General features: G+C 72.6%; 17 protein-coding genes. 10 read left to right on the forward strand and 7 right to left on the reverse strand.

What is annotated here, in order from left to right:
• Positions 1 to 84 precede the first annotated feature (84 nt).
• The 3 genes from Q8791_RS13070 to Q8791_RS13080 all read right to left on the reverse strand — a co-directional run bounded on the left by Q8791_RS13070 (position 85) and on the right by Q8791_RS13080 (position 2321).
• Complete coding sequence (locus Q8791_RS13070) at positions 85 to 1089, reverse strand: threonine aldolase family protein (RefSeq protein ID WP_330091941.1); 1005 nt, start codon at positions 1087 to 1089, stop codon at positions 85 to 87.
• A gap of 141 nt (positions 1090 to 1230) precedes the next feature.
• Positions 1231 to 1686 (reverse strand): MarR family winged helix-turn-helix transcriptional regulator, encoded by a 456-nt coding sequence (locus Q8791_RS13075; protein WP_330091942.1) that lies wholly within the window; start codon positions 1684 to 1686, stop codon positions 1231 to 1233.
• 2 nt (positions 1687 to 1688) lie between these two features.
• Entirely contained in the window at positions 1689 to 2321 is a 633-nt protein-coding gene (locus Q8791_RS13080) for a DJ-1/PfpI family protein (protein ID WP_330091943.1), read from the reverse strand.
• Between the two features lie 537 nt (positions 2322 to 2858).
• Between Q8791_RS13080 and Q8791_RS13085 the strand changes: the two genes are divergently transcribed.
• The gene (locus Q8791_RS13085; protein WP_330091944.1) at positions 2859 to 4235 is read left to right on the forward strand and encodes a GntP family permease; all 1377 of its coding nucleotides are present in this window, start codon (positions 2859 to 2861) and stop codon (positions 4233 to 4235) included.
• A 33-nt stretch (positions 4236 to 4268) separates the two neighbouring features.
• On the opposite strand, the gene Q8791_RS13090 is transcribed toward Q8791_RS13085, so the two are convergent.
• Positions 4269 to 4985, reverse strand: coding sequence for a FadR/GntR family transcriptional regulator (locus Q8791_RS13090; RefSeq protein ID WP_330091945.1), 717 nt, complete (start codon positions 4983 to 4985; stop codon positions 4269 to 4271).
• 138 nt (positions 4986 to 5123) lie between these two features.
• Here Q8791_RS13090 and Q8791_RS13095 point away from each other — a divergent pair, with 138 nt between their 5' ends.
• On the forward strand, positions 5124 to 5639 hold the full coding sequence (locus Q8791_RS13095) for a gluconokinase (protein ID WP_330091946.1): 516 nt from the start codon (positions 5124 to 5126) through the stop codon (positions 5637 to 5639).
• A gap of 156 nt (positions 5640 to 5795) precedes the next feature.
• A complete protein-coding gene (locus tag Q8791_RS13100; RefSeq protein ID WP_330091947.1) occupies positions 5796 to 6296 on the forward strand; it encodes a hypothetical protein in 501 nt (166 codons plus the stop codon).
• Between the two features lie 94 nt (positions 6297 to 6390).
• Here the strand turns inward: Q8791_RS13100 and Q8791_RS13105 are convergent, their stop codons facing one another.
• On the reverse strand, positions 6391 to 6792 hold the full coding sequence (locus Q8791_RS13105; protein WP_330091948.1) for a hypothetical protein: 402 nt from the start codon (positions 6790 to 6792) through the stop codon (positions 6391 to 6393).
• A 345-nt stretch (positions 6793 to 7137) separates the two neighbouring features.
• Between Q8791_RS13105 and Q8791_RS13110 the strand changes: the two genes are divergently transcribed.
• The 7 genes from Q8791_RS13110 (at position 7138) to Q8791_RS13140 (ending at position 15916) form a co-directional block, all read left to right on the forward strand.
• Positions 7138 to 8805 (forward strand): ABC transporter substrate-binding protein, encoded by a 1668-nt coding sequence (locus Q8791_RS13110; RefSeq protein WP_330091949.1) that lies wholly within the window; start codon positions 7138 to 7140, stop codon positions 8803 to 8805.
• A gap of 350 nt (positions 8806 to 9155) precedes the next feature.
• Complete coding sequence (locus Q8791_RS13115; RefSeq protein WP_330091950.1) at positions 9156 to 10160, forward strand: ABC transporter permease; 1005 nt, start codon at positions 9156 to 9158, stop codon at positions 10158 to 10160.
• Positions 10160 to 11185 (forward strand): ABC transporter permease, encoded by a 1026-nt coding sequence (locus tag Q8791_RS13120; protein WP_330091951.1) that lies wholly within the window; start codon positions 10160 to 10162, stop codon positions 11183 to 11185. The genes Q8791_RS13115 and Q8791_RS13120 overlap by 1 nt, the downstream gene beginning before the upstream one ends.
• Before the next feature lie 2 nt (positions 11186 to 11187).
• On the forward strand, positions 11188 to 12321 hold the full coding sequence (locus Q8791_RS13125) for an ABC transporter ATP-binding protein (RefSeq protein WP_330091952.1): 1134 nt from the start codon (positions 11188 to 11190) through the stop codon (positions 12319 to 12321).
• The gene (locus Q8791_RS13130) at positions 12318 to 13430 is read left to right on the forward strand and encodes an ABC transporter ATP-binding protein (RefSeq protein ID WP_330091953.1); all 1113 of its coding nucleotides are present in this window, start codon (positions 12318 to 12320) and stop codon (positions 13428 to 13430) included. The genes Q8791_RS13125 and Q8791_RS13130 overlap by 4 nt, the downstream gene beginning before the upstream one ends.
• A 324-nt stretch (positions 13431 to 13754) precedes the next feature.
• Entirely contained in the window at positions 13755 to 15377 is a 1623-nt protein-coding gene (locus Q8791_RS13135) for a serine hydrolase domain-containing protein (RefSeq protein WP_330091954.1), read from the forward strand.
• Positions 15378 to 15508: 131 nt separating this feature from the next.
• Entirely contained in the window at positions 15509 to 15916 is a 408-nt protein-coding gene (locus Q8791_RS13140) for a thiol-disulfide oxidoreductase DCC family protein (RefSeq protein ID WP_330091955.1), read from the forward strand.
• Between the two features lie 12 nt (positions 15917 to 15928).
• Here the strand turns inward: Q8791_RS13140 and Q8791_RS13145 are convergent, their stop codons facing one another.
• Both Q8791_RS13145 and Q8791_RS13150 read right to left on the reverse strand, forming a co-directional pair.
• On the reverse strand, positions 15929 to 16813 hold the full coding sequence (locus Q8791_RS13145; protein WP_330091956.1) for a 3-methyladenine DNA glycosylase: 885 nt from the start codon (positions 16811 to 16813) through the stop codon (positions 15929 to 15931).
• Between the two features lie 167 nt (positions 16814 to 16980).
• Positions 16981 to 17934, reverse strand: a complete 954-nt coding sequence (locus Q8791_RS13150; protein ID WP_330091957.1) for a GNAT family N-acetyltransferase — start codon at positions 17932 to 17934, stop codon at positions 16981 to 16983.
• Positions 17935 to 17975: the final 41 nt, after the last annotated feature.

Below are 17975 nucleotides of genomic sequence, written 5' to 3' on the forward strand. Positions count from 1 at the left end.
GTCAGGGAAACGGTTGGTCCGGCGGCGTGCGGGATCGGCACAGTGTAGCCGCCTCCCCCGCACTGACCTGGGCGGCGGGGGAGGTCACAGCTCCGAGACGGCCTTGGCGATCCCCCGGGCCGCGTCCTCGACGTCGCGGTCGGTGATCTCCAGGTGCACGACGAGGCGGATCGACGCGCCGCCGCCCAGGCCCGCGACCCCGTGCCGGGCGAAGGCCTCGGCGTACCGGCCCGCCTCGCCCGCGGGGGTCTCGACCAGCACCATGTTGGTCTGCGCCCGGGCGGTCAGCCCGGACAGCTCGGTGATCCGCGCGGCCAGGGCGGAGGCCCGCTCGTGGTCCTCGGCCATCCGCTCCCGGTGGTGGCGCAGCGCGTACAGGGCCCCGGCGGCGATGACGCCCGCCTGGCGCATCCCCGCCCCGAGCATCTTGCGCCCGCGCCGGGCGCGCAGCACGGTGTCGGCGTCCCCGGCCAGTGCCGACCCCACCGGGGCGCCCAACCCCTTGGAGAAGCACACGGAGACCGTGTCGAACCCGTCGGCGACCGCGGCCGGCGGCGTGCCGAGGAAGGTGGCCGCGTTCCACAGGCGGGCCCCGTCCAGATGGGCGCGCAGCCCGTGTCGGTGCGCGAACCCCGTCACCCGCGCCTGCTCGGCGAGGGGGACCACCCGCCCGGTGAACGTGTTCTCCAGCCACACCAGTGCGGGCTCGGCCCGGTGGATGTCGCCGCGGTTCCCGATCCACGACTCCAGCAGTGCGTCGGTGGGCGAGGTCCCGTCCGCGAACAGGCGGGGCTGGACGCGGGCGAGCACCGCCGTGGCGCCCTGCTCGTCCCCGATGAGGTGGTGGTGCTCGTGCGCCCACACCTCCTCGCCGCTGCGGGTGGACACGTAGAGGCCCAGCTGGTTGGCCATGTGCCCAGAGGGCACGTACAGGGCGGCCTCCTTGCCCAGCAGGCCCGCGGTCTCCTCCTCCAGAGCGCGGACGGTCGGGTCCTCGCCCCACACGTCGTCGCCGACCTCGGCCTCGGCGATGGCCCGGCGCATGGCCGGGGTGGGACGGGTGACGGTGTCGGAGCGCAGGTCGATCATGGCGGCTTCCTTCGGCTGGGTGAGGTGCCCGGGCGGCGGTGCCGGGGTGTGCCCCGGGTCCGGGGCCCGGGCACGGAGGGCGGCGCGGGTCCGGCGGAGCGCGCCGGACGGGTCCGTGCAAGGGACGATACTGCGCCGCCCTCAACCCTCCCCGAGCCGGTCCAGCGCTCGGGAGAGCCGGTGCAGTGACTCCAGCGCGTGCTCCGCGCCGTCCTCTCCCAGTTCGGCGACCAGCGCGTCGGCCACCCTGCCGTGGTCCGGGTCGATCCGCCTCAGGGCCTCCAGGCCCTCCTCCGTGGGCGCGAGCAGTTTGGCCCGGCTGTGCGCCGGGTTGGGGCGGTACTCGGCCAGCTTCCGCTCCACCAGCAGGTCGGCGATCCGCTGGACGCTCTGCCGTGTGGTGCCGAACCGGCGGGCGACCGCCGACACCGGCAGGGGCTCGTCGATCACGGCGCCGAGCACCTGCCAGCGGGCGGCGGTGAGCCCGGCCGAGCGGGCCAGCTCCTCGGCCACGGACAGGAGCTGCCCGTTGAGGCGGAAGACGGTCAGCGCGGTCCCGGTGAACAGCTCGGAGTGTCTGTCGGGGGGCGCCGTCATCGTCAGGCCCCCTCCATCAGGACGTGGTAGGCGTCGGGGTCGTGCTGGGCGTGCAGCCGGTACCAGGCGTCCAGGACGCGGGGCGTGTAGAGGTCCAGGGCGGCGAAGACCGCTCGGGCGAACTCGATGGGCGCGGTGGGTCCGGCGGTGATGAGGCCCCCGTCGGAGACGGCGAGCCCGGTGCGGTAGCGGCCGGTGCCCGCGTAGCCGGTGCCGAGGAGGTACTCGGGCGCGGCACTGGTGTGGTCGCGGTAGTCGAGAAGGCCCTCACGGGCGAGCCCGGCGGTGGCGCCGCAGATCGCGGCCACCGACACCCCGGCGTCGAGGAAGATCCCGGCGGCGGAGGCGAAGGGGGCGAGGTGCTCGGGGTCGACGTCCCAGCCCGAGGAGCCGGGGAGGATCAGCATGGAGCTGGCGGAGGGCACCAGGTGGGGCAGCGCGAGGTCCGGGAGGATCGTGATCCCTCCCATGGTGGTGACGGGCGCGCCGGTGAGGCCGACGGTGACCACGTCGAAGCGGCCCGGGTCGCGCTGCCACTCGCCGCCCCGGATGGTGGCGACGGCGTGGCCGACCTCCCAGTCGGCGAGGTCGTCGTAGACGGCGAGGTGGACGGTCTGCCTGTTCTCTGCACTCATGACAGCATGTTGTCATTTTGACAGAATGCTGTCAATGAATCGGAGTTCGCCCGCCTCTGCGGAGGTCGCGCCGCGTGCGGGGCGCGGTCGGGGTCCTGTCGGTCCTCCGGGGTGTCGGCCCGTGGGGCGGAGCGGCACGGCGGTGCGGTCCCGGGTCTGTGATCGCGGTTTTCGGGCGGGCCGTAATCCGGTCGTGCCGCCGGTTCCCCCGAGGTTTTTCGTCCCAGTAGGGGAGTGGGCGGGCGGTTCGTCCGGGCGGATCGCGGCCGTCCCGGCCAGGAACTCCTACCCGGTGCGGGGGAGTTTGGCAAGGGCCCGCCGGGCGGGGCGACGGGTGCGGGGGTGTCGCTTCCGGCGCCGGGGGTGTGCCGTGCCCCCGACGCGGGGTGACGTGGGTCTCGTGGGAGTAACAGAACCGCACGGATGGTTCACAGAAGCTCACAAATGGTATTACCATTGCCGTCACCTGTTCCAAGCGCAGGTCATGGCCGTGTCATGTGGCGGTCACACCCCATCAGTCCACTGGAAGGCTCCGTCGTGGAGAACTTCGAGCCCGTCTACGGGACGGGTCCGCTCCTCGGGATCGCGGCGGGCGCCATCGCGCTCCTGCTGTTCCTCATCATCCGCTTCAGGATGCACGCGTTCATCGCGCTCGTCCTGGTCAGCGTTTTCACCGCCCTCGCCGCCGGCATCCCGGTGGCCGGGGTCATGCCGACCCTCCTGGAGGGCTTCGGCGGCACACTCGCCAGCGTCGCCCTCCTCGTCGGCCTCGGCGTCATGATCGGCCGCCTGCTGGAGATCACGGGTGGAGCCGCGGTCCTGGCCGGCGCGCTCATCAAGCTCTTCGGGGAGAAGCGCGCGCCCCTCGCCCTCGGCGTGGCGTCGCTGCTCTTCGGCTTCCCGCTGTTCTTCGACGTCGGCCTCATCGTCATGCTGCCGATCGTCTTCAGCGTGGCCAGACGCGTCGGCGGGTCGGTCCTGACCTACACCCTGCCCACCGCGGGCGCCTTCGCGGTCATGCACGCCTTCGTGCCCCCGCACCCCGGGCCGGTGACCGCCGCCGTGGAGATCGGCGCGGACATGGGGCTCACCCTGCTGGTCGGCCTGCTCCTGGCGATCCCGACCTGGTACCTCTCCAGCTACCTGTACGGCCTCTGGGCGGGCAAGCGCTTCGACATCCCGGTCCCCGACGACATCATGTCCGACGGCACCGTCACCCACGACGACCCGCCGCGCCTGGCCACGGTCCTGAGCATCCTCCTGCTGCCGATGCTGCTGATCTTCGGCAACACCGGTGTGTCCGCCTTCGCCGCCACCGGGACCGTGCCCGCGGACGCGCTGTGGGTGCAGGTCTTCCAGTTGGTCGGTCAGACACCGATCGCCCTGCTCGTCACCGTGCTCTTCGCCATGACGGTGCTCAGCCGGGGCCGCTTCACCCGCCAGCGGGTCGAGGAGATCGTCGGCGGGGCGCTCGGCCCGGTCTGCGCGATCATCCTCATCACCGGCGCCGGCGGCATGTTCGGCATGGTGCTGCGCACCAGCGGCATCGGTGACGCGCTGGCCGAATCGCTGGAGGCCACCGGCCTGCCGGTGATCGTCGCCGCCTTCATCATCGCCCTCGCCCTGCGCGTCGCGCAGGGTTCGGCGACGGTCGCCATCACCACGGCCGCCGGGCTCATCGCCCCGGCCGTCCAGGCGACCGCCGGACTCAGCTCGATCGACCTGGCGCTGGTCGTCATCGCGATCGCCTCGGGCGCCACGGCCCTGTCGCACGTCAACGACTCCGGGTTCTGGCTGGTCGGGCGCTTCCTGGGCATGGACGTCAAGACCACGCTCAAGACCTGGACCGTCATGGAGACCCTGATCGGCTTCATCGGGTTCGGGTTCGCGTTCGGGCTCAGCCTGGTGCTGTGACGCGTGGGCGGGCGGGCTCCGGCCCCCCGCCCCTCAGGAGGCGGGATACGCGGTCGGATCGTGCTCCAGGGCGTCCACCACCTCGGTGACGATGGACCGCATCGCCGCCTCGGCGACGTCGGGGAGGCCGTCCCGGATGGCCTGGGCGACGGTCTTGTGCAGCCGCAGCGCCTCCGGGCGGGGGTTGCGCGGCATCAGGTCGTAGGACGTGCGTCCGACGAGGACCTCGGCCACGACCTGGGCCAACCCGACGAGCATCTCGTTCTCGGAGAGTTCCAGGATGCGGCGGTGGAAGGTGATGTCGAGTTCGAGGAAGGTCCTGAGGTCTCCGGCCCGGCCGGTCAGGACCATCTGGTCGGCGACCACGACCAGCTGGGCCCGCTCCTCCTCGCCGCCCCGCGCGGCGGCGAGGGCGGCGGCGCCGGGTTCGACGGCGGCGCGCAGCTCGTTGAGCGAGCGCAGCTGCTCCATGCGGCCCGGCCCGGCCAGGCGCCAGCGGATCAGCTGGGGGTCGAAGACGCTCCAGTCGCGCCTGGGCCGCACCCGGATGCCCGTCCGCGGACGGCTGACCACGAGCCGCATCGACTCCAGGACGCGCACGGCCTCGCGTGCGACGGTCCGGGACACCCCGAAGTCCTGTTCGAGCCCCTGGAGCGTGAACGTGTGGCCGGTCGTGTACTCGTCCGCGGCGATCGCGGGCCCGAGGACCGCCAGCACCCGGTTGTGCAGCGTGCGGTGGTCGGTGCCCATGGTGCTCCCTGTGCTCCGCGCTCGTCCGACCCGGCCACATCCGGCCGAGGGTCAGCCTGAAGCCTAGCCGGATTGATTGATATCACTATTAGTGGTGGCGCTTGCGGTCCCGCAGGAGCACCAGGACACGGAGAGACCATGCACTTTGTCTTCATGGGCGTCGCGGGCAGCGGGAAGACCACCGTGGCAGAGTTGGTGGCGGAGCGCCTCGGCCTGCCGTTCGCCGAGGCCGACGCCTTCCACTCCGAGGCCAACATCGCGAAGATGGCGGCCGGCGTCCCCCTGACCGACGACGACCGGTGGCCGTGGCTGCGCGAACTGGCCGCGTGGATCTCGTCGCACGACGCGCTGGGGGAGTCGACGGTCATGGCGTGTTCCGCGCTCAAGCGCGAGTACCGCGACGTCCTGCGCGAGGGTGCTCCCGGGGTGTGCTTTCTGCACATGCAGGGCCCCTCCGAGGTGATCCTGTCCCGGTTGGCCGCCAGGGCGGGCCACTTCATGCCGCCGGCCCTGCTGGAGTCGCAGCTGGCCACTCTCCAGAGGCTCGGTCCGGACGAGCCCGGCCGCGAGTTCGACCTGCGGAGCGACGTCGAGGACCTCACGGCCCAGGCGCTGGAGTACGTCGGTGCGCGCGTGCGGGCGGCCGACGCCTGACCCGGGGCGGCCCCCCGCCGCGTCCCCGGCGGACCTCCCGGCCCGGGCAGGGAGGTCCGCCGGAGGGTGCGACGCCGTGCCGCGGCCGGGGCGTCCGGAGCACGCGTCACCGCGGTGATCTTGCGCAGCGGGGTCCGGCGCGCAACCCTGTTCGTCATGCAAGATTCCGTTTCGTCCCCCGCACCCCCCGCCGTCCCCGCTGTGCGCCCCCTGGACGCCGCCCTCGCCTCCGCGGCGGGGCTTGTCGCGGTGCGCCGCCCCGGAGTGCGGCCCCCGCAGGACGTGCGGCAGACCTGTGCGCTGATGTTCGCGGTGGCTCCTGTGTACGCCCTGTCGGCCTACCTGGCCTGGGACCGGCTCGGCTCCGGTGTGCCGGACCGGTTCGTCGTCGGCCTGTGGGTCCTGCTGGCCGTCACCGTCCTGGTGGGCGTGTTCCTGTCCGCCGCGGCCGTCCCCGTGCGCCGCGGTGCGCGGGGCCTGTGGCGCTCCGCCCAGGTCGCCTCCGTGGTCGGCCTCGGCCTCGCCCTGTCGGCCCTGTACTGCGCCGCCCGGCTGGCCAGCACGCCCCTGCTCGTGGCGGGACTGCTCACGGCCCTGGCCACCGTCGTCGTGTGCGTCGCCCTGTGGAGCAGCGAGGTGCGCCGCTGGTGCTCCTGACACCGTGGTCCCGGCGCGTCGAGTCCGCGCGCGGGCGATGCGGCCGGTGGGGCCGGCGGCGCCCGTGCGCCGCCGGCCCCGTCACGGGGCCGTCCTACTCGTCGTCATCGGCGTCGGCCAGGGAGTGCAGGCGCGCCAGGTGCTCGCTGTCGTCCTCCCCGTGGCGGGTCACGTAGATCTCGCGCGCCTCGTCGGCGATGTCGGAGGTCTCGTCGTCGAAGCCGTAGTCGGCGAGGTCGTCCAGCAGGTCCAGCACCCTGTGCAGGGGGTCGTCGTCGGAGTCCTCGGGGACCTCGTCCGGATGGTGGTCCGCGACCGCGGAGAGGACGGCCGCCCGGGCGTCGTCCACGGCGGTCTCGGAGCCGGCGGCCCCGGTCAGCCGGATCCTGGTGATGGGGTCCTCGTCGGCGATCAGCATGAGCTGCTCGGCGAGCCAGGCGGTCTCCTGGCCTTCGAGGAACGCGGTCAGGGCCGCGTCGTCTAGGGGTGTGGTCATCCGCAGATCATAGGCCTGCCGAGGGGGCGCGCGAGTATCGTGGACCAACGTCCCGAGACGGACTTTGTGTCGTGAAAGTTAATTCATCCCATGATCGGATAGTGCCCGCCGTAATTCGGCGGGACGCCATGCGTAACATGGGGCGGGCGTTTCCCGTGAGGCTCCCGTGGTAGTGGGCTTCTGTTGGACGGTGCGCGCGCCAAAACGCACCTATGGATCACGGCACAGATCTGAAACGGTTGTATTAATACCCAGCCGTCTATCTTCCCAGCTGGTCTCCCGCCGGTCTAGGGTCCACTCAATCGTTCTCGGGCCTCATACCCCCGCCCCACATTGAGGTGGACCATGTTCACGAAGTCTTCCCGAAAGCCGCTGGCCCTCCTGGCCACCGCGGCTGCCCTCACGCTGGTGGCGACAGCGTGTGCGGAGAGCACGCGAGATGACGGCGGCGCCGACGAATCCGCCCCGTTCGTCTTCGCCTCCGCCGGCGACATCAAATCCCTCGACCCCTTCCTCGCCAGTGACGGAGAAACCTTCCGTTACAGCCGCCAGGTCTTCGAAACCCTTCTCGACCACGAATCAGGCGGGAGCGAGATCGTCGGCGGACTCGCCGAGACCTGGGAACAGTCGGAAGACGGAACCGTCTGGACCTTCAACCTCCGCGACAACGTGCAGTTCCACGACGGCGACGAATTGAGCGCCGAAGCGGTCTGCGCCAACTTCGACCGCTGGCACAACCTGAACGGCGCCTGGCAGAGTTCCAACAACTCGTACTACTGGCAGGCGATCTTCGGCGGTTTCGCGGAGAACGAGGACGAGGGCACGCCCGACTCCCGCTACGTCTCCTGTGAGGCCGAGGACGACCTGACCGCGGTCATCACGATCTCGGAGTACTCCTCGATCTTCCCCGGCGGTTTCAGCCTCGCCGCGTTCGGCATCATGAGCCCCACCACCCTGGAGGCCATCGCCGACGAGGAGATCACGGGTGAGGAGGGCAACTTCTCGCTGCCCGACTACACCCAGAACGTGGGCACCGTCGCCGGCACCGGCCCCTTCACCGTCGAGGAGTGGAACCGCGACCAGGCGGAGGTCACCCTCGGCCGCTTCGGTGACTACTGGGGCACCGAGTCCGGCTTCGGGACCATGATCCTGCGCGCCATCCCGGACGAGACCGCCCGGCGCCAGGCCCTGGAGGCCGGGGACATCCACGGCTACGACCTCGTCGCCCCCGCCGACGTGGAGCCGCTGGAGGAGGCGGGCTTCCAGGTGCCCACCCGCGACGTGTTCAACGTCCTCTACCTGGCCTACCAGCAGGAGACCAGCGAGGCCCTCGGCGACCTCGAGGTCCGCCAGGCGCTCTCCCACGCGGTCAACCGACAGCGCATCGTCGACACCATCCTCCCCGCGGGCGGCGAGGTGGCGACCCAGTTCCACCCCGACACCCTCGACGGCTGGTCCCCGGACGTCCAGACCTACGACTACGACCCGGACCTGGCCAGGGAGATGCTGGCCGACGCCGGGCAGGAGGACCTGGAGATCGACTTCTGCTACCCCACGGAGGTCACCCGCCCCTACATGCCCGCGCCGCGTGACATCTTCGACGTCATCGTCTCGGACCTGGAGGAGGTCGGCGTCACGGTCGAGGCCAAGTCCTTCGAGTGGACCGAGTACGTCCCGCAGACCGACAGCGGCAACTGCTCGATGTACCTGCTCGGCTGGACCGGCGACTACAACGACGCCTACAACTTCATCGGCACCTGGTTCGCGACCCAGAACGACGCCTGGGGCATGGACGAGCCCGAGCTGTTCGACGCCATGGCCGAGGCCAGCGGCAACCCGGACAACGAGGAGCGCGTCGCCGCCTACCAGGAGCTGAACGAGCAGATCATGGACGTCCTGCCCGGTCTGCCCCTGTCCAGCTCGCCGCCGTCCATCGCGTTCGCCGAGAACGTCAACCCGCCCCAGGTCAGCCCGCTGACCCAGGAGAAGTTCCACGAGGGCTCCTGGAAGTAACCCGCCCCGCCCCCTGACAGGGGGAGGGGAACCGGGCCCGACCGGCCGTCCACGGCCGGTCGGGCCCGTGCCCCGTCCGGGGCGGCAGCCCCGGACCGTGCCGGCCGGCACCGTTCCGGCCGTCCACGGGAGCAGCGCCCCACGGGAGCCCGTGGGGTCGCGTGGCCGTCGGAGCCTCTGTCGACGTCCGCCCCGCGCACGGGCACGAGCCACACCGGCCGCCGCGCCCCCGGCCGCGCAGACCGCGCGGATCCGCGCCGACCGTGCCACCCGTACAACCCGAACTCCCGCCACACCCCGGCGGGGACGCTTCGCGTCCATCGTTCCCACACTGGCGAAAGGCGGCGAAGGTGCTGCGATTCATCGTCAGGCGTCTCCTTCAGCTGATCCCGACACTGGGCGGCCTGTCGATCCTGCTGTTCGTCTGGCTGCAACGGCTGCCGGGCGGACCCGAGTACGCCCTCCTCCCCGACGACGCGACCTCCGAACAACGAGCCCAGCTGCGGCGCTCCCTGGGCCTGGAAGAACCGATCACGGTCCAGTACCTGGCCTTCCTGCGCCGCATCCTCCAGGGAGACCTGGGCACCTCCCTCCAGACCGGCAGACCGGTCCTCGAGGAGTTCCTCACCCGCTTCCCGGCCACGTTCGAACTGGCCGTCACCGCGATGATCATCGCGACCGCGGTCGGCATCCCGCTCGGCTACCTGGCCGCGCGCAGGCGCGGTACCGTGCTGGACTTCGCCGCCGTCGGCGGCTCCCTCCTCGGTATCTGCACCCCGGTGTTCTTCCTCGCCTTCCTCCTGAAGGTCGTCTTCGCCGAGCGCCTGGGCTGGTTCCCGTCCGCGTTCCGGCTCTCCCCGGGCATCAACCGCACCGACCTCACCGGGTTCGCCGTCCTGGACGGGCTGCGGACCGGGGAGTTCGACGTGGTGGGGGACGCCCTCGCGCACCTGGTCCTCCCCGGGCTCGCCCTGGCCTCGATCCCGCTCGCGGTGATCGTCCGCATGACCCGCGCCAGCGTCCTGGAGGTGCTGGAGGAGGACTACGTCCGCACCGCCAACGCCAAGGGCCTGCACCGCAACACCGTGCGGACCCGCCACGTCATGCGCAACGCGATGCTCCCCGTGGTCACCTCCATCGGCCTGCTCACCGGAAGCCTGTTCGCCGGAGCGGTGCTCACGGAGAGCGTCTTCGCCTTCCCCGGGATCGGATCGTTCGTGTACGCGGCCACGCAGACCCGTGACTACCCGGTCCTCACCGGGTTCATCCTGCTCATCGCGACCATGTACGTGTTCATCAACCTCCTGGTGGACATCTCCTACAGCCTCCTCGACCCGAGAGTGCGGGCCCAGTGATGCCAACGACACCGAGCTCCCAGAACCCGGCCCGGGACGCGGACGCGTCGGACGCCAGGGGTCCGCTCCTCGGACGGAAGGCCGCCCGGATCGACCGCCTCGCCGAGCTCATGGGCGAACGCGACGAGAGCGGCCACGGCGCGGGGATCTGGCGCACCGCCTTCGCGCGCATGCGCCGCAGCCCCATGGCGATCACCGGGGCCGTCATCGTCGCGGTGTTCGTCGTGGTCGCCCTGCTCTCGCCGCTCATCGCCCCCTACTCGCCCACCTCGCAGGCCTGGGGCGACGAGGTGTTCCCGAACCAGAACATCTTCGTCGGGCCGCGCGGGGAGAACTGGCTGGGCCTGGACAACCTCGGCCGCGACCAGTTCTCCCGCATGGTCGTCGGCGCCCGCCAGACACTCATGGTCGGCGTGGTCGCCACCCTGGTCGGATTCGGCGTCGGCGCCGTACTGGGGGGCGCGGCCGGAGCCGCGTCCGTCCTCGGCGGGCGCTGGGGGCGCCAGCTCGACAACGCGGTGATGCGCGTCATCGACATGATGCTGGCGCTGCCCACGCTGCTCCTCGCGGTCACCGTCGCCGCCCTGGTCGGTCCGAGCCTCACCACGGTCATGATCGCCGTCGGCGTCGCCCAGATCCCGATCTTCGCCCGCCTCCTGCGCGGCGCGATGATCTCCCAGGGCAACCGCGACTACGTCCTGGCCGCGCGTGCGCTCGGCGTGCGCAAGCACAGGATCGCGCTCACGCACATCCTGCCGAACTCGCTGGGCCCGGTGATCGTGCAGTCCACCCTGACCCTGGCCACCGCCATCATCGACGCGGCGGCCCTGTCCTACCTGGGTCTGGGCAACCCCGACCCCGCCTTCCCCGAGTGGGGGACGATGCTCGCCGACGCCCAGCGATTCCTGTCCAGCGCCCCGCAGCTGGCCGTGTACCCGGCTCTGGGCATCATCGTCACCGCCCTGGGCTTCACCCTGCTGGGTGAGGCGATGCGGGAAGCGCTCGACCCGAAGCTGAGGAAGTGACCATGAGTTCCAGCACGCCGCTGTTGGCGGTGGACGAGCTGTCCGTGGTGTTCCGCGGGCGCGGTTCCGACTCCGACGAGGTGCGGGCCGTGGACGGGGTGTCCTTCACCCTGGAGGAGGGCCGGGTCACCGGCCTGGTCGGCGAGTCCGGCTGCGGCAAGAGCGTCACCTCCCTGGCCCTGATGGGCCTGCTCCCCGACCGGGGGGTGCGCGTCGGCGGCAGCGCCGTGATGCGGCTGCCCGACGGGGAGGCCGACCTCCTGAAGCTCCCGCAGAGGCGCATGCGCGACCTGCGCGGGTCCCAGCTGGCGATGATCTTCCAGGACCCGCTCAGCTCCCTCAACCCCGTGGTGCCGATCGGCCGCCAGGTCACCGAGATCCTCAGACGCCACCGGGGGCTGCGCGGATCGAAGGCCTCGAAGGAGGCCGCCGACCTGCTGTACCGGGTGGGCATCCCCGACCCCACGCGCAGGCTCCGCGAGTACCCCCACCAGCTGTCCGGCGGCATGCGCCAGCGGGCGCTGATCGCCATGGCGGTGGCCTGCCGTCCCCGGCTGATGATCGCGGACGAGCCCACCACCGCCCTGGACGTCACCATCCAGGCGCAGATCCTGGAGCTGCTCAAGGACCTGGTCACCGAGGAGGGCACCGCCCTGCTGATGATCACCCACGACCTGGGCGTCGTCGCGGGCCTGTGCGACGACATCAACGTCCTCTACGCGGGGCGGGCGGTGGAGACGGCCCAGCGCGCGCCGCTGTTCGCCGACCCGACCCATCCCTACACCGTCGGCCTGCTGGGCTCCATCCCCCGGCTGGACGCTCCGCGGGGAGAGGCGCTCACCCCCATCCGGGGCTCGGTCAACGACAACATCGCCTGGACGGACGGGTGCGCGTTCGCGCCCCGGTGCGACCACTACACGTCGGAGTGCCTCCAGGGGCCGCCGAAGCTGGTCACGGTGGGCGGGGAGGCCGGGGCCGGCCCGGCCGACGGGGCCGGTGACCGGGCCGCGACGGGCAACGCCGTCGCGGCGCACGCCCACCGGTGCGTGAACCCCGTCCAGCACGCGGACGTGGTGGACCGGACGGTACTGGAGAGCCCGGCCGTGGTCGGAGACGACGAGGAGGCGCAGGGATGAGCCTGCTGCGGATCAACGACCTCAAGGTGCACTTCCCGATCAGACGGGGGGTTCTCTTCGACCGCACGATCGGCCACGTCCGCGCGGTCGACGGCGTCAGCCTGGAGATCCAGGAGGGCCAGACCTACGGCCTGGTGGGAGAGTCCGGCTGCGGCAAGACCACGCTGGGCCGCGCCGTGCTGCGGCTGGTGGACGTCACCGAGGGGGAGGTGCTGTTCGGCGGGCGCGACCTGGCCGGACTGGACACCGAGTCGATGCGCCGTGAGCGCCGGAACCTCCAGATGGTGTTCCAGGACCCGCTGGGCAGCCTCAACCCCCGGCAGAACATCGGGTCCATCCTCCTGGAGGGCCTGCAGACCCACGGGATCGGCGGGCCGGAGGACGGCGGCGAGGGGGCGGGGGAGTCCCGTTCCGAGCGGCGCAGACTGGTCCTGGAGGACCAGCACCGCCGGGTCGTGGACGCCCTGGAGAGGGTGGGCCTGTCCTCGAAGGCGCTCACCCGGTACCCGCACGAGTTCTCCGGCGGCCAGCGGCAGCGCATCGGGATCGCCCGGGCGCTGGTGCTCGAACCCGACCTCATCATCTGCGACGAGCCGGTGTCCGCGCTGGACGTGTCGATCCAGGCGCAGGTCCTCAACCTGCTGGAGAGCCTCCAGAAGGAGCTCGGGCTCACCTACCTCGTGATCGCCCACGACCTGGCGGTGGTCCGCCACGTGAGCGACGTGGTGGGGGTGATGTACCTGGGGGCGCTGGTGGAGGAGGCGTCCAGCGACGAGCTGTACGAGACGCCGATGCACCCGTACACGCGGTCGCTGATGTCGGCGGTGCCTGTGCCGGACCCCGAGGTGGAGGACGCCCGCGAGCGCATCCTGCTCGCCGGGGACCTGCCCTCGCCCGCGAACCCGCCGGCGGGCTGCCGCTTCCACACCCGCTGCCCGTGGCGCCAGGAGGAGCTGTGCGGCACCGAGCGCCCCGAGCTGCGTCCGGTGCGGGGCGCGGCCGAGGGCAGCACCCACCGGGTGGCCTGCCACTACGCGGAGCAGATCCTGTCGGGGGAGATCAGGCCCGACGAGAAACTGGCGGAGCGCATCGTGCACGGCGCGGGCTGAGCCGTCCGGCACGCCCCGGAACCATCGGGGCGCCACGGGACAGGGAACCAGGGCGGTCGCCCGGTCGGAGGACCGGGCGACCGCCCTGTCCCCCGCCCGGCTCCGGTACGGGGCCGCACCCGTGACGGGGACGCGCACCGGCACGCGGAGCGGGCGCCGCGGGGACCGCCGGAGGGCGGGGGAGCGGTGCGGCGACGGCCTCCCCGGAGACGGGGGCGCCGACGGGGACCATGACAGTTGTCATCCCCGATCCGCCGGATCCTCACGGCGCGCGGGTGACAGCCGCGTCTACTCCGGTTCGGGCGGGCGCGACAGCCTTGGGGTATGACCTCCGTCGACTCCCCGACCCAGACCCACGGTTCCCCTCCCGGCCCCGGGAGGAGGCGTGGGGAGCGCTCGCCCTCCGCCCCCGGCCGCGTGTGGCTCGCCGCCCTCGTCGTCGGCGCGGCGGTCGCCGTCCCCGCCCACCTGTTCGCTCCACTGGCCCCTCCGCCCACCGCCGTCCTCGAGGGCGACGCGGACCTCCTCGCCGACGTGGAGGCCCTGGTCGACCCGGTGACGGTCCAGGGCGTCAGCGTCGCCCGCTTCCCGGTGGACGACCCCGGCGCGGTCGAGTGGGTGCGCGGAGGCACCGCCGACGGCTCCGTGCCGGTCGACGGGAACACCCCCTTCGAGACCGCGTCCGTCTTCAAGACGGTCACCGCCATGACCTTCGCCGACATGGTGGAGAAGGGGGAGACCTCACCGGACCGGACCCTGGGGGAGATCTTCCCCGGCCTCGACTTCGCGGACCCCGGGACCGCCTCCGCCACCCTGGAGGACCTGGCGACCCACCACTCCGGGCTGCCCACGGCGCCCGCCACCGACCCCCTGCGCCACTACGTCCTGCCGTCCCTGGCCTTCTCGGACGCCTACGGGTGGAGCCCGCACCCCCTGGAGGCCCTGGCCGTCACCCCCGCGAACACCAGGGGCGAGTACGAGTACTCCAACCTGGGATTCGCCGTGCTCGGCGCGGCGCTCGCGGCGGAGAGCGGCACACCCTACGGCGAGCTGGTCCGGGAGCGGATCCTCGACCCCCTGGGCATGGACGACACCGTGATCGTCGAGGGCGGGGTCCCCGAGGGCGGCGCGGCCCCGCACATCACCCCGGGCGGGACCGTGCAGCCCTGGCACAACACCGACTACGCCCCCGCCGGGATCACCACGTGGAGCACCACCGCCGATCTGGTCCGCTTCCTGCAGGCCGTCTCCGGGGGGACCGCGCCGGGCCTGGCCGCGCTGGACCCCGTGCACGAGGACGTGTCCCTCCCCGGGGCGCCGGAGGACGCCGAGGGCGGGTTCGGCCGCTTCACCCAGGGCCTCGCCTGGTTCACCGTCGACGTCCCCGGCCACGGCCCGGTGACCATGCACACCGGCGGCAGCCTGGGCTCGGCCACCATCGCCGCGTTCGACGACGGCCACGCGGTCGTGGTGATGGCCAACTCCCGCACCCTGGACTCGGTGGGCCTGGGCACGGAGCTGCTGAAGGACGACCCGCAGCCCCTGCCGGGCAACCCGGACTGGCTTGCCGCGTTCGGCCTCGTGACGACTCTGATGATGGTGGTGGTCCCGCCCGTGCTCCTGGTCTCCCTCATGCTGCGGCGCCGAACCCTGATCACGCAGCGCCTGCTGGACAGGCTGAGGATCGTCTCCCTGTCCCTGGGCTCCCTGACCTGGCTGGTCACGGGCCTGCGCTGGGGCGACTGGCAGACCACGCCCATGGTTCTGTGGGCCCTCGCCGCCGGACTCGTGGCCGCGGGCCTCACCGTGGGCGCCTGGCACTTCCGCCGGGTGCCCGCCGAGGCGGGGCGGTGGCGCCGGCTGCACGTGTCGGTGTTCGCCCTCTCGGTGGTCTTCTCCCTGACCCTGGGCTCCCTGATGGTCTGGAGCATGGCCATCGCGGCCTGAGCTCCCGTCGGACGGGCCCGGCGGTGCGGGCGGGCCCCGCACCGCACAGCCGGGCCCGTGGCCGCGCGCCGAGACGCACATCTCCCCGGCGCCCGCCGGGAGAGACCGGCCGTGAGGGGAAGGATGGGGGTATGAGGACTCCACCGGACACCGCCGCGGCCCCCGGGACGTTCCTGTTCGACCGCGACTGCGGGTTCTGCCAGCGCGCCGTCTCCTTCGCCCGGGACCGGGTGCGCGCACGCAGCCGTTTCGTGGCCTGGCAGGACGCGGACCTGGACGCGTTCGGGCTCACCCCGGACCAGGCCGACGAGGCCGCCTGGCTCGTCTACGCGGACGGGCGCCGCTTCCGCGGGGGCGATGCGGTCGCCGAGGTCCTGGTCCACGGGCGGCCCCTCACCCGGCCGGTGGGGCGGATGATGCGCCTGCCCCTGCTGCGCGCGGTCAACCGGTTCGTCTACCGCAGGGTGGCCGCCAACCGCCACCGGCTGCCCGGCGGCACCGCCGCCTGCGCACTCGACTCCCGGCCGGGCCCTGCCTGACCCCGGCCGGGGTCAGGCCGCCCGCAGGGTCCGGCAGGCCTCCAGCAGGTGCTCGCGCAGCTCCGCGCCGCGTTCGGCGAAGTCCCGCTGCGCCTCCATGTACGCGGCCTTGCCCTCGGCCGTCTCGATGCACACGGGCTCGTACCCCAGGTCCGCGAGGTCGTACGGGGACGCGCGCATGTCCAGGGTGCGGATCTCCCGGGAGAGCTCGAAGCAGTCCACCACGAGTTCCGACGGCATCGCGGGGGACAGCTTGTACGCCCACTTGTACAGGTCCATGTTGGCGTGCAGGCAGCCCGGCTGGTCCAGCTCCGACTGCCGTTCACGGCTCGGCCGGAGGGTGTTGAGCGGGCGCGCGGGCTCGGTGAAGAACCGGAACGCGTCGAAGTGGGAGCACTGGATCCGGTGCGACTCCACGACGCGGTCGGTGCCCTCGTGGCCGAGTCGCAGAGGCACCTGGCCGTGGCGCACCCGGCCGCTGCGGTAGACCATCGCCCACTCGTGCAGACCGAAGCAGCCCAGGTGGGCGGGGCGCGAGGCGACCGACGACAGGAGCCCCTCGACGAAGCCCAGCACGGGCCGCGCCGCCAGGAACGCCCCGGCGTCGACGCCGACGGCCCCGCCGGGCAGTTCGGTGTAGAACCGCTCCGAGAGGCGGGCGCGCGCCCCCTCGCCCAGCAGCGCCGTCCCGGCGCCCGGGTGCCAGCGCCGCAGCTGGGAGGGCTTGAGGTTGTAGTAGGTGAACAGGAAGTCCTCCACCGGGTGGGGCACGCCCTCACGGCGACGCTCCAGGTGGTCGGCGACCAGCGCGTCCACGCGCTGTTCGTGCCGCTCGGCGCGCTCGCGCCACTCCGTCTCGGCGAGGGCGGTCGGCGCCCCGGTACTCGTTCCCGTCACGGCCCCAGGGTACGCGGGCGCGGTGAGCGCCCCCGCGCTCCCCGGACCCGGCCGCGGGGTCTCAGGCCGCGCCGTCCGGGTGACCGCCGCTCCGACGACACCCGCCCGCGCCGGTCCGGGGCCCGGAGCACCGCGGCCCGACCGGGGCCCACCCGGACGTCCGGCCCTCAGCCCGCGGATCCGGCCTTGACGAGCGGTGCGTCCCGCGCGATCTCGCGGAACCCGACGCCGTGGTACAGCCCGCGCGCCTTGGGGTACCCCGGCGCGCCCAGGCAGGCGACCGTCGCATGGGCGGCCCCGGCCGCCCGCGCCAGCCGCATGCCGTGCAGGAGCACGGCCCGTCCCAGCCCCAGCCGCCGGTAGCCCGGATGCGTTCCGACCGGCTCGAACTCGGCGGTCCTGTTCGCTTCGTCGAGCCACATGATCGCCGAGGACGCCATCGTCCCGTCCGGCGCCTCGACCAGGAGGTGCAGGTCGCCGCGGTACCCCGCCGCCCGCCGGACGCCTTGGTAGGCCTCGGCCGTGTACGCCGAGGGGGCCCAGACGTCCAGATGGGCCCGGACAGCGGCCTCCGGGCCGGCCTCGTCGGCGGTGACGAACCGGAACCCGTCCGGCAGCGACGGCGGTTCCACGTCGGTGAGGTCCCGCTCGTTGAGCTGGGTCCAGGAGCCGGTGTCGCCGAGGGAGGCCGGGTCGGTCCCGTAGCCGTGCGCGGACCACCGCTCCAGGGCGAACACGTCGGCGGCGCTCGGCACCACCGTGCGTTCGAGGCCCGACGCCGTGGCGTCGTACCAGCCGATCACCTCGTCGACGAGCCCGGCGTGGTCGGGATGGACCTGGTATACCAGGCCGGCGCCGGTGACGTCCCTCTCCGACCCGTCGCTCAGCCTCACCCGGTACGGCAGACGGGCCCATCCCCACGCCACCAGGTCCCCGTGGGAGAACCACAGTCGGCGCGGCCGGCCCGCGCCGTCGCCGGCCTGTCCCCTGCCCCAGTTCCAGGCGAGCCCGCCGAACGACGCGTCGCTGTTCACCAGGTCCGGGCGGATGGCGGTGACCCGCTGCGCCAGGCCCTGCATCAGCTGCACGTCCGCGGCGGTCACAGGCTCCGTGTTCGTCATGCGTATGACTGTGCCAGGACGCCTCGAGGCCGTCGAACCCT

Origin of the sequence: Nocardiopsis codii, assembly GCF_036327455.1 — a bacterium.
GTDB classification, from domain to species: Bacteria; Actinomycetota; Actinomycetes; order Streptosporangiales; family Streptosporangiaceae; genus Nocardiopsis; species Nocardiopsis codii.

Bases quoted from the DNA above. Each gene is read 5' to 3' on its own strand.
- Q8791_RS13070 (WP_330091941.1), bottom strand. From the start codon at position 1,089: ATGATCGACCTGCGCTCCGACACCGTCACCCGTCCCACCCCGGCCATG.
- Q8791_RS13075 (WP_330091942.1), bottom strand. From the start codon at position 1,686: ATGACGGCGCCCCCCGACAGACACTCCGAGCTGTTCACCGGGACCGCG.
- Q8791_RS13080 (WP_330091943.1), bottom strand. From the start codon at position 2,321: ATGAGTGCAGAGAACAGGCAGACCGTCCACCTCGCCGTCTACGACGAC.
- Q8791_RS13090 (WP_330091945.1), bottom strand. From the start codon at position 4,985: ATGGGCACCGACCACCGCACGCTGCACAACCGGGTGCTGGCGGTCCTC.
- Q8791_RS13095 (WP_330091946.1), top strand. From the start codon at position 5,124: ATGCACTTTGTCTTCATGGGCGTCGCGGGCAGCGGGAAGACCACCGTG.
- Q8791_RS13100 (WP_330091947.1), top strand. From the start codon at position 5,796: ATGCAAGATTCCGTTTCGTCCCCCGCACCCCCCGCCGTCCCCGCTGTG.
- Q8791_RS13105 (WP_330091948.1), bottom strand. From the start codon at position 6,792: ATGACCACACCCCTAGACGACGCGGCCCTGACCGCGTTCCTCGAAGGC.
- Q8791_RS13110 (WP_330091949.1), top strand. From the start codon at position 7,138: ATGTTCACGAAGTCTTCCCGAAAGCCGCTGGCCCTCCTGGCCACCGCG.
- Q8791_RS13120 (WP_330091951.1), top strand. From the start codon at position 10,160: ATGCCAACGACACCGAGCTCCCAGAACCCGGCCCGGGACGCGGACGCG.
- Q8791_RS13125 (WP_330091952.1), top strand. From the start codon at position 11,188: ATGAGTTCCAGCACGCCGCTGTTGGCGGTGGACGAGCTGTCCGTGGTG.
- Q8791_RS13130 (WP_330091953.1), top strand. From the start codon at position 12,318: ATGAGCCTGCTGCGGATCAACGACCTCAAGGTGCACTTCCCGATCAGA.
- Q8791_RS13135 (WP_330091954.1), top strand. From the start codon at position 13,755: ATGACCTCCGTCGACTCCCCGACCCAGACCCACGGTTCCCCTCCCGGC.
- Q8791_RS13140 (WP_330091955.1), top strand. From the start codon at position 15,509: ATGAGGACTCCACCGGACACCGCCGCGGCCCCCGGGACGTTCCTGTTC.
- Q8791_RS13150 (WP_330091957.1), bottom strand. From the start codon at position 17,934: ATGACGAACACGGAGCCTGTGACCGCCGCGGACGTGCAGCTGATGCAG.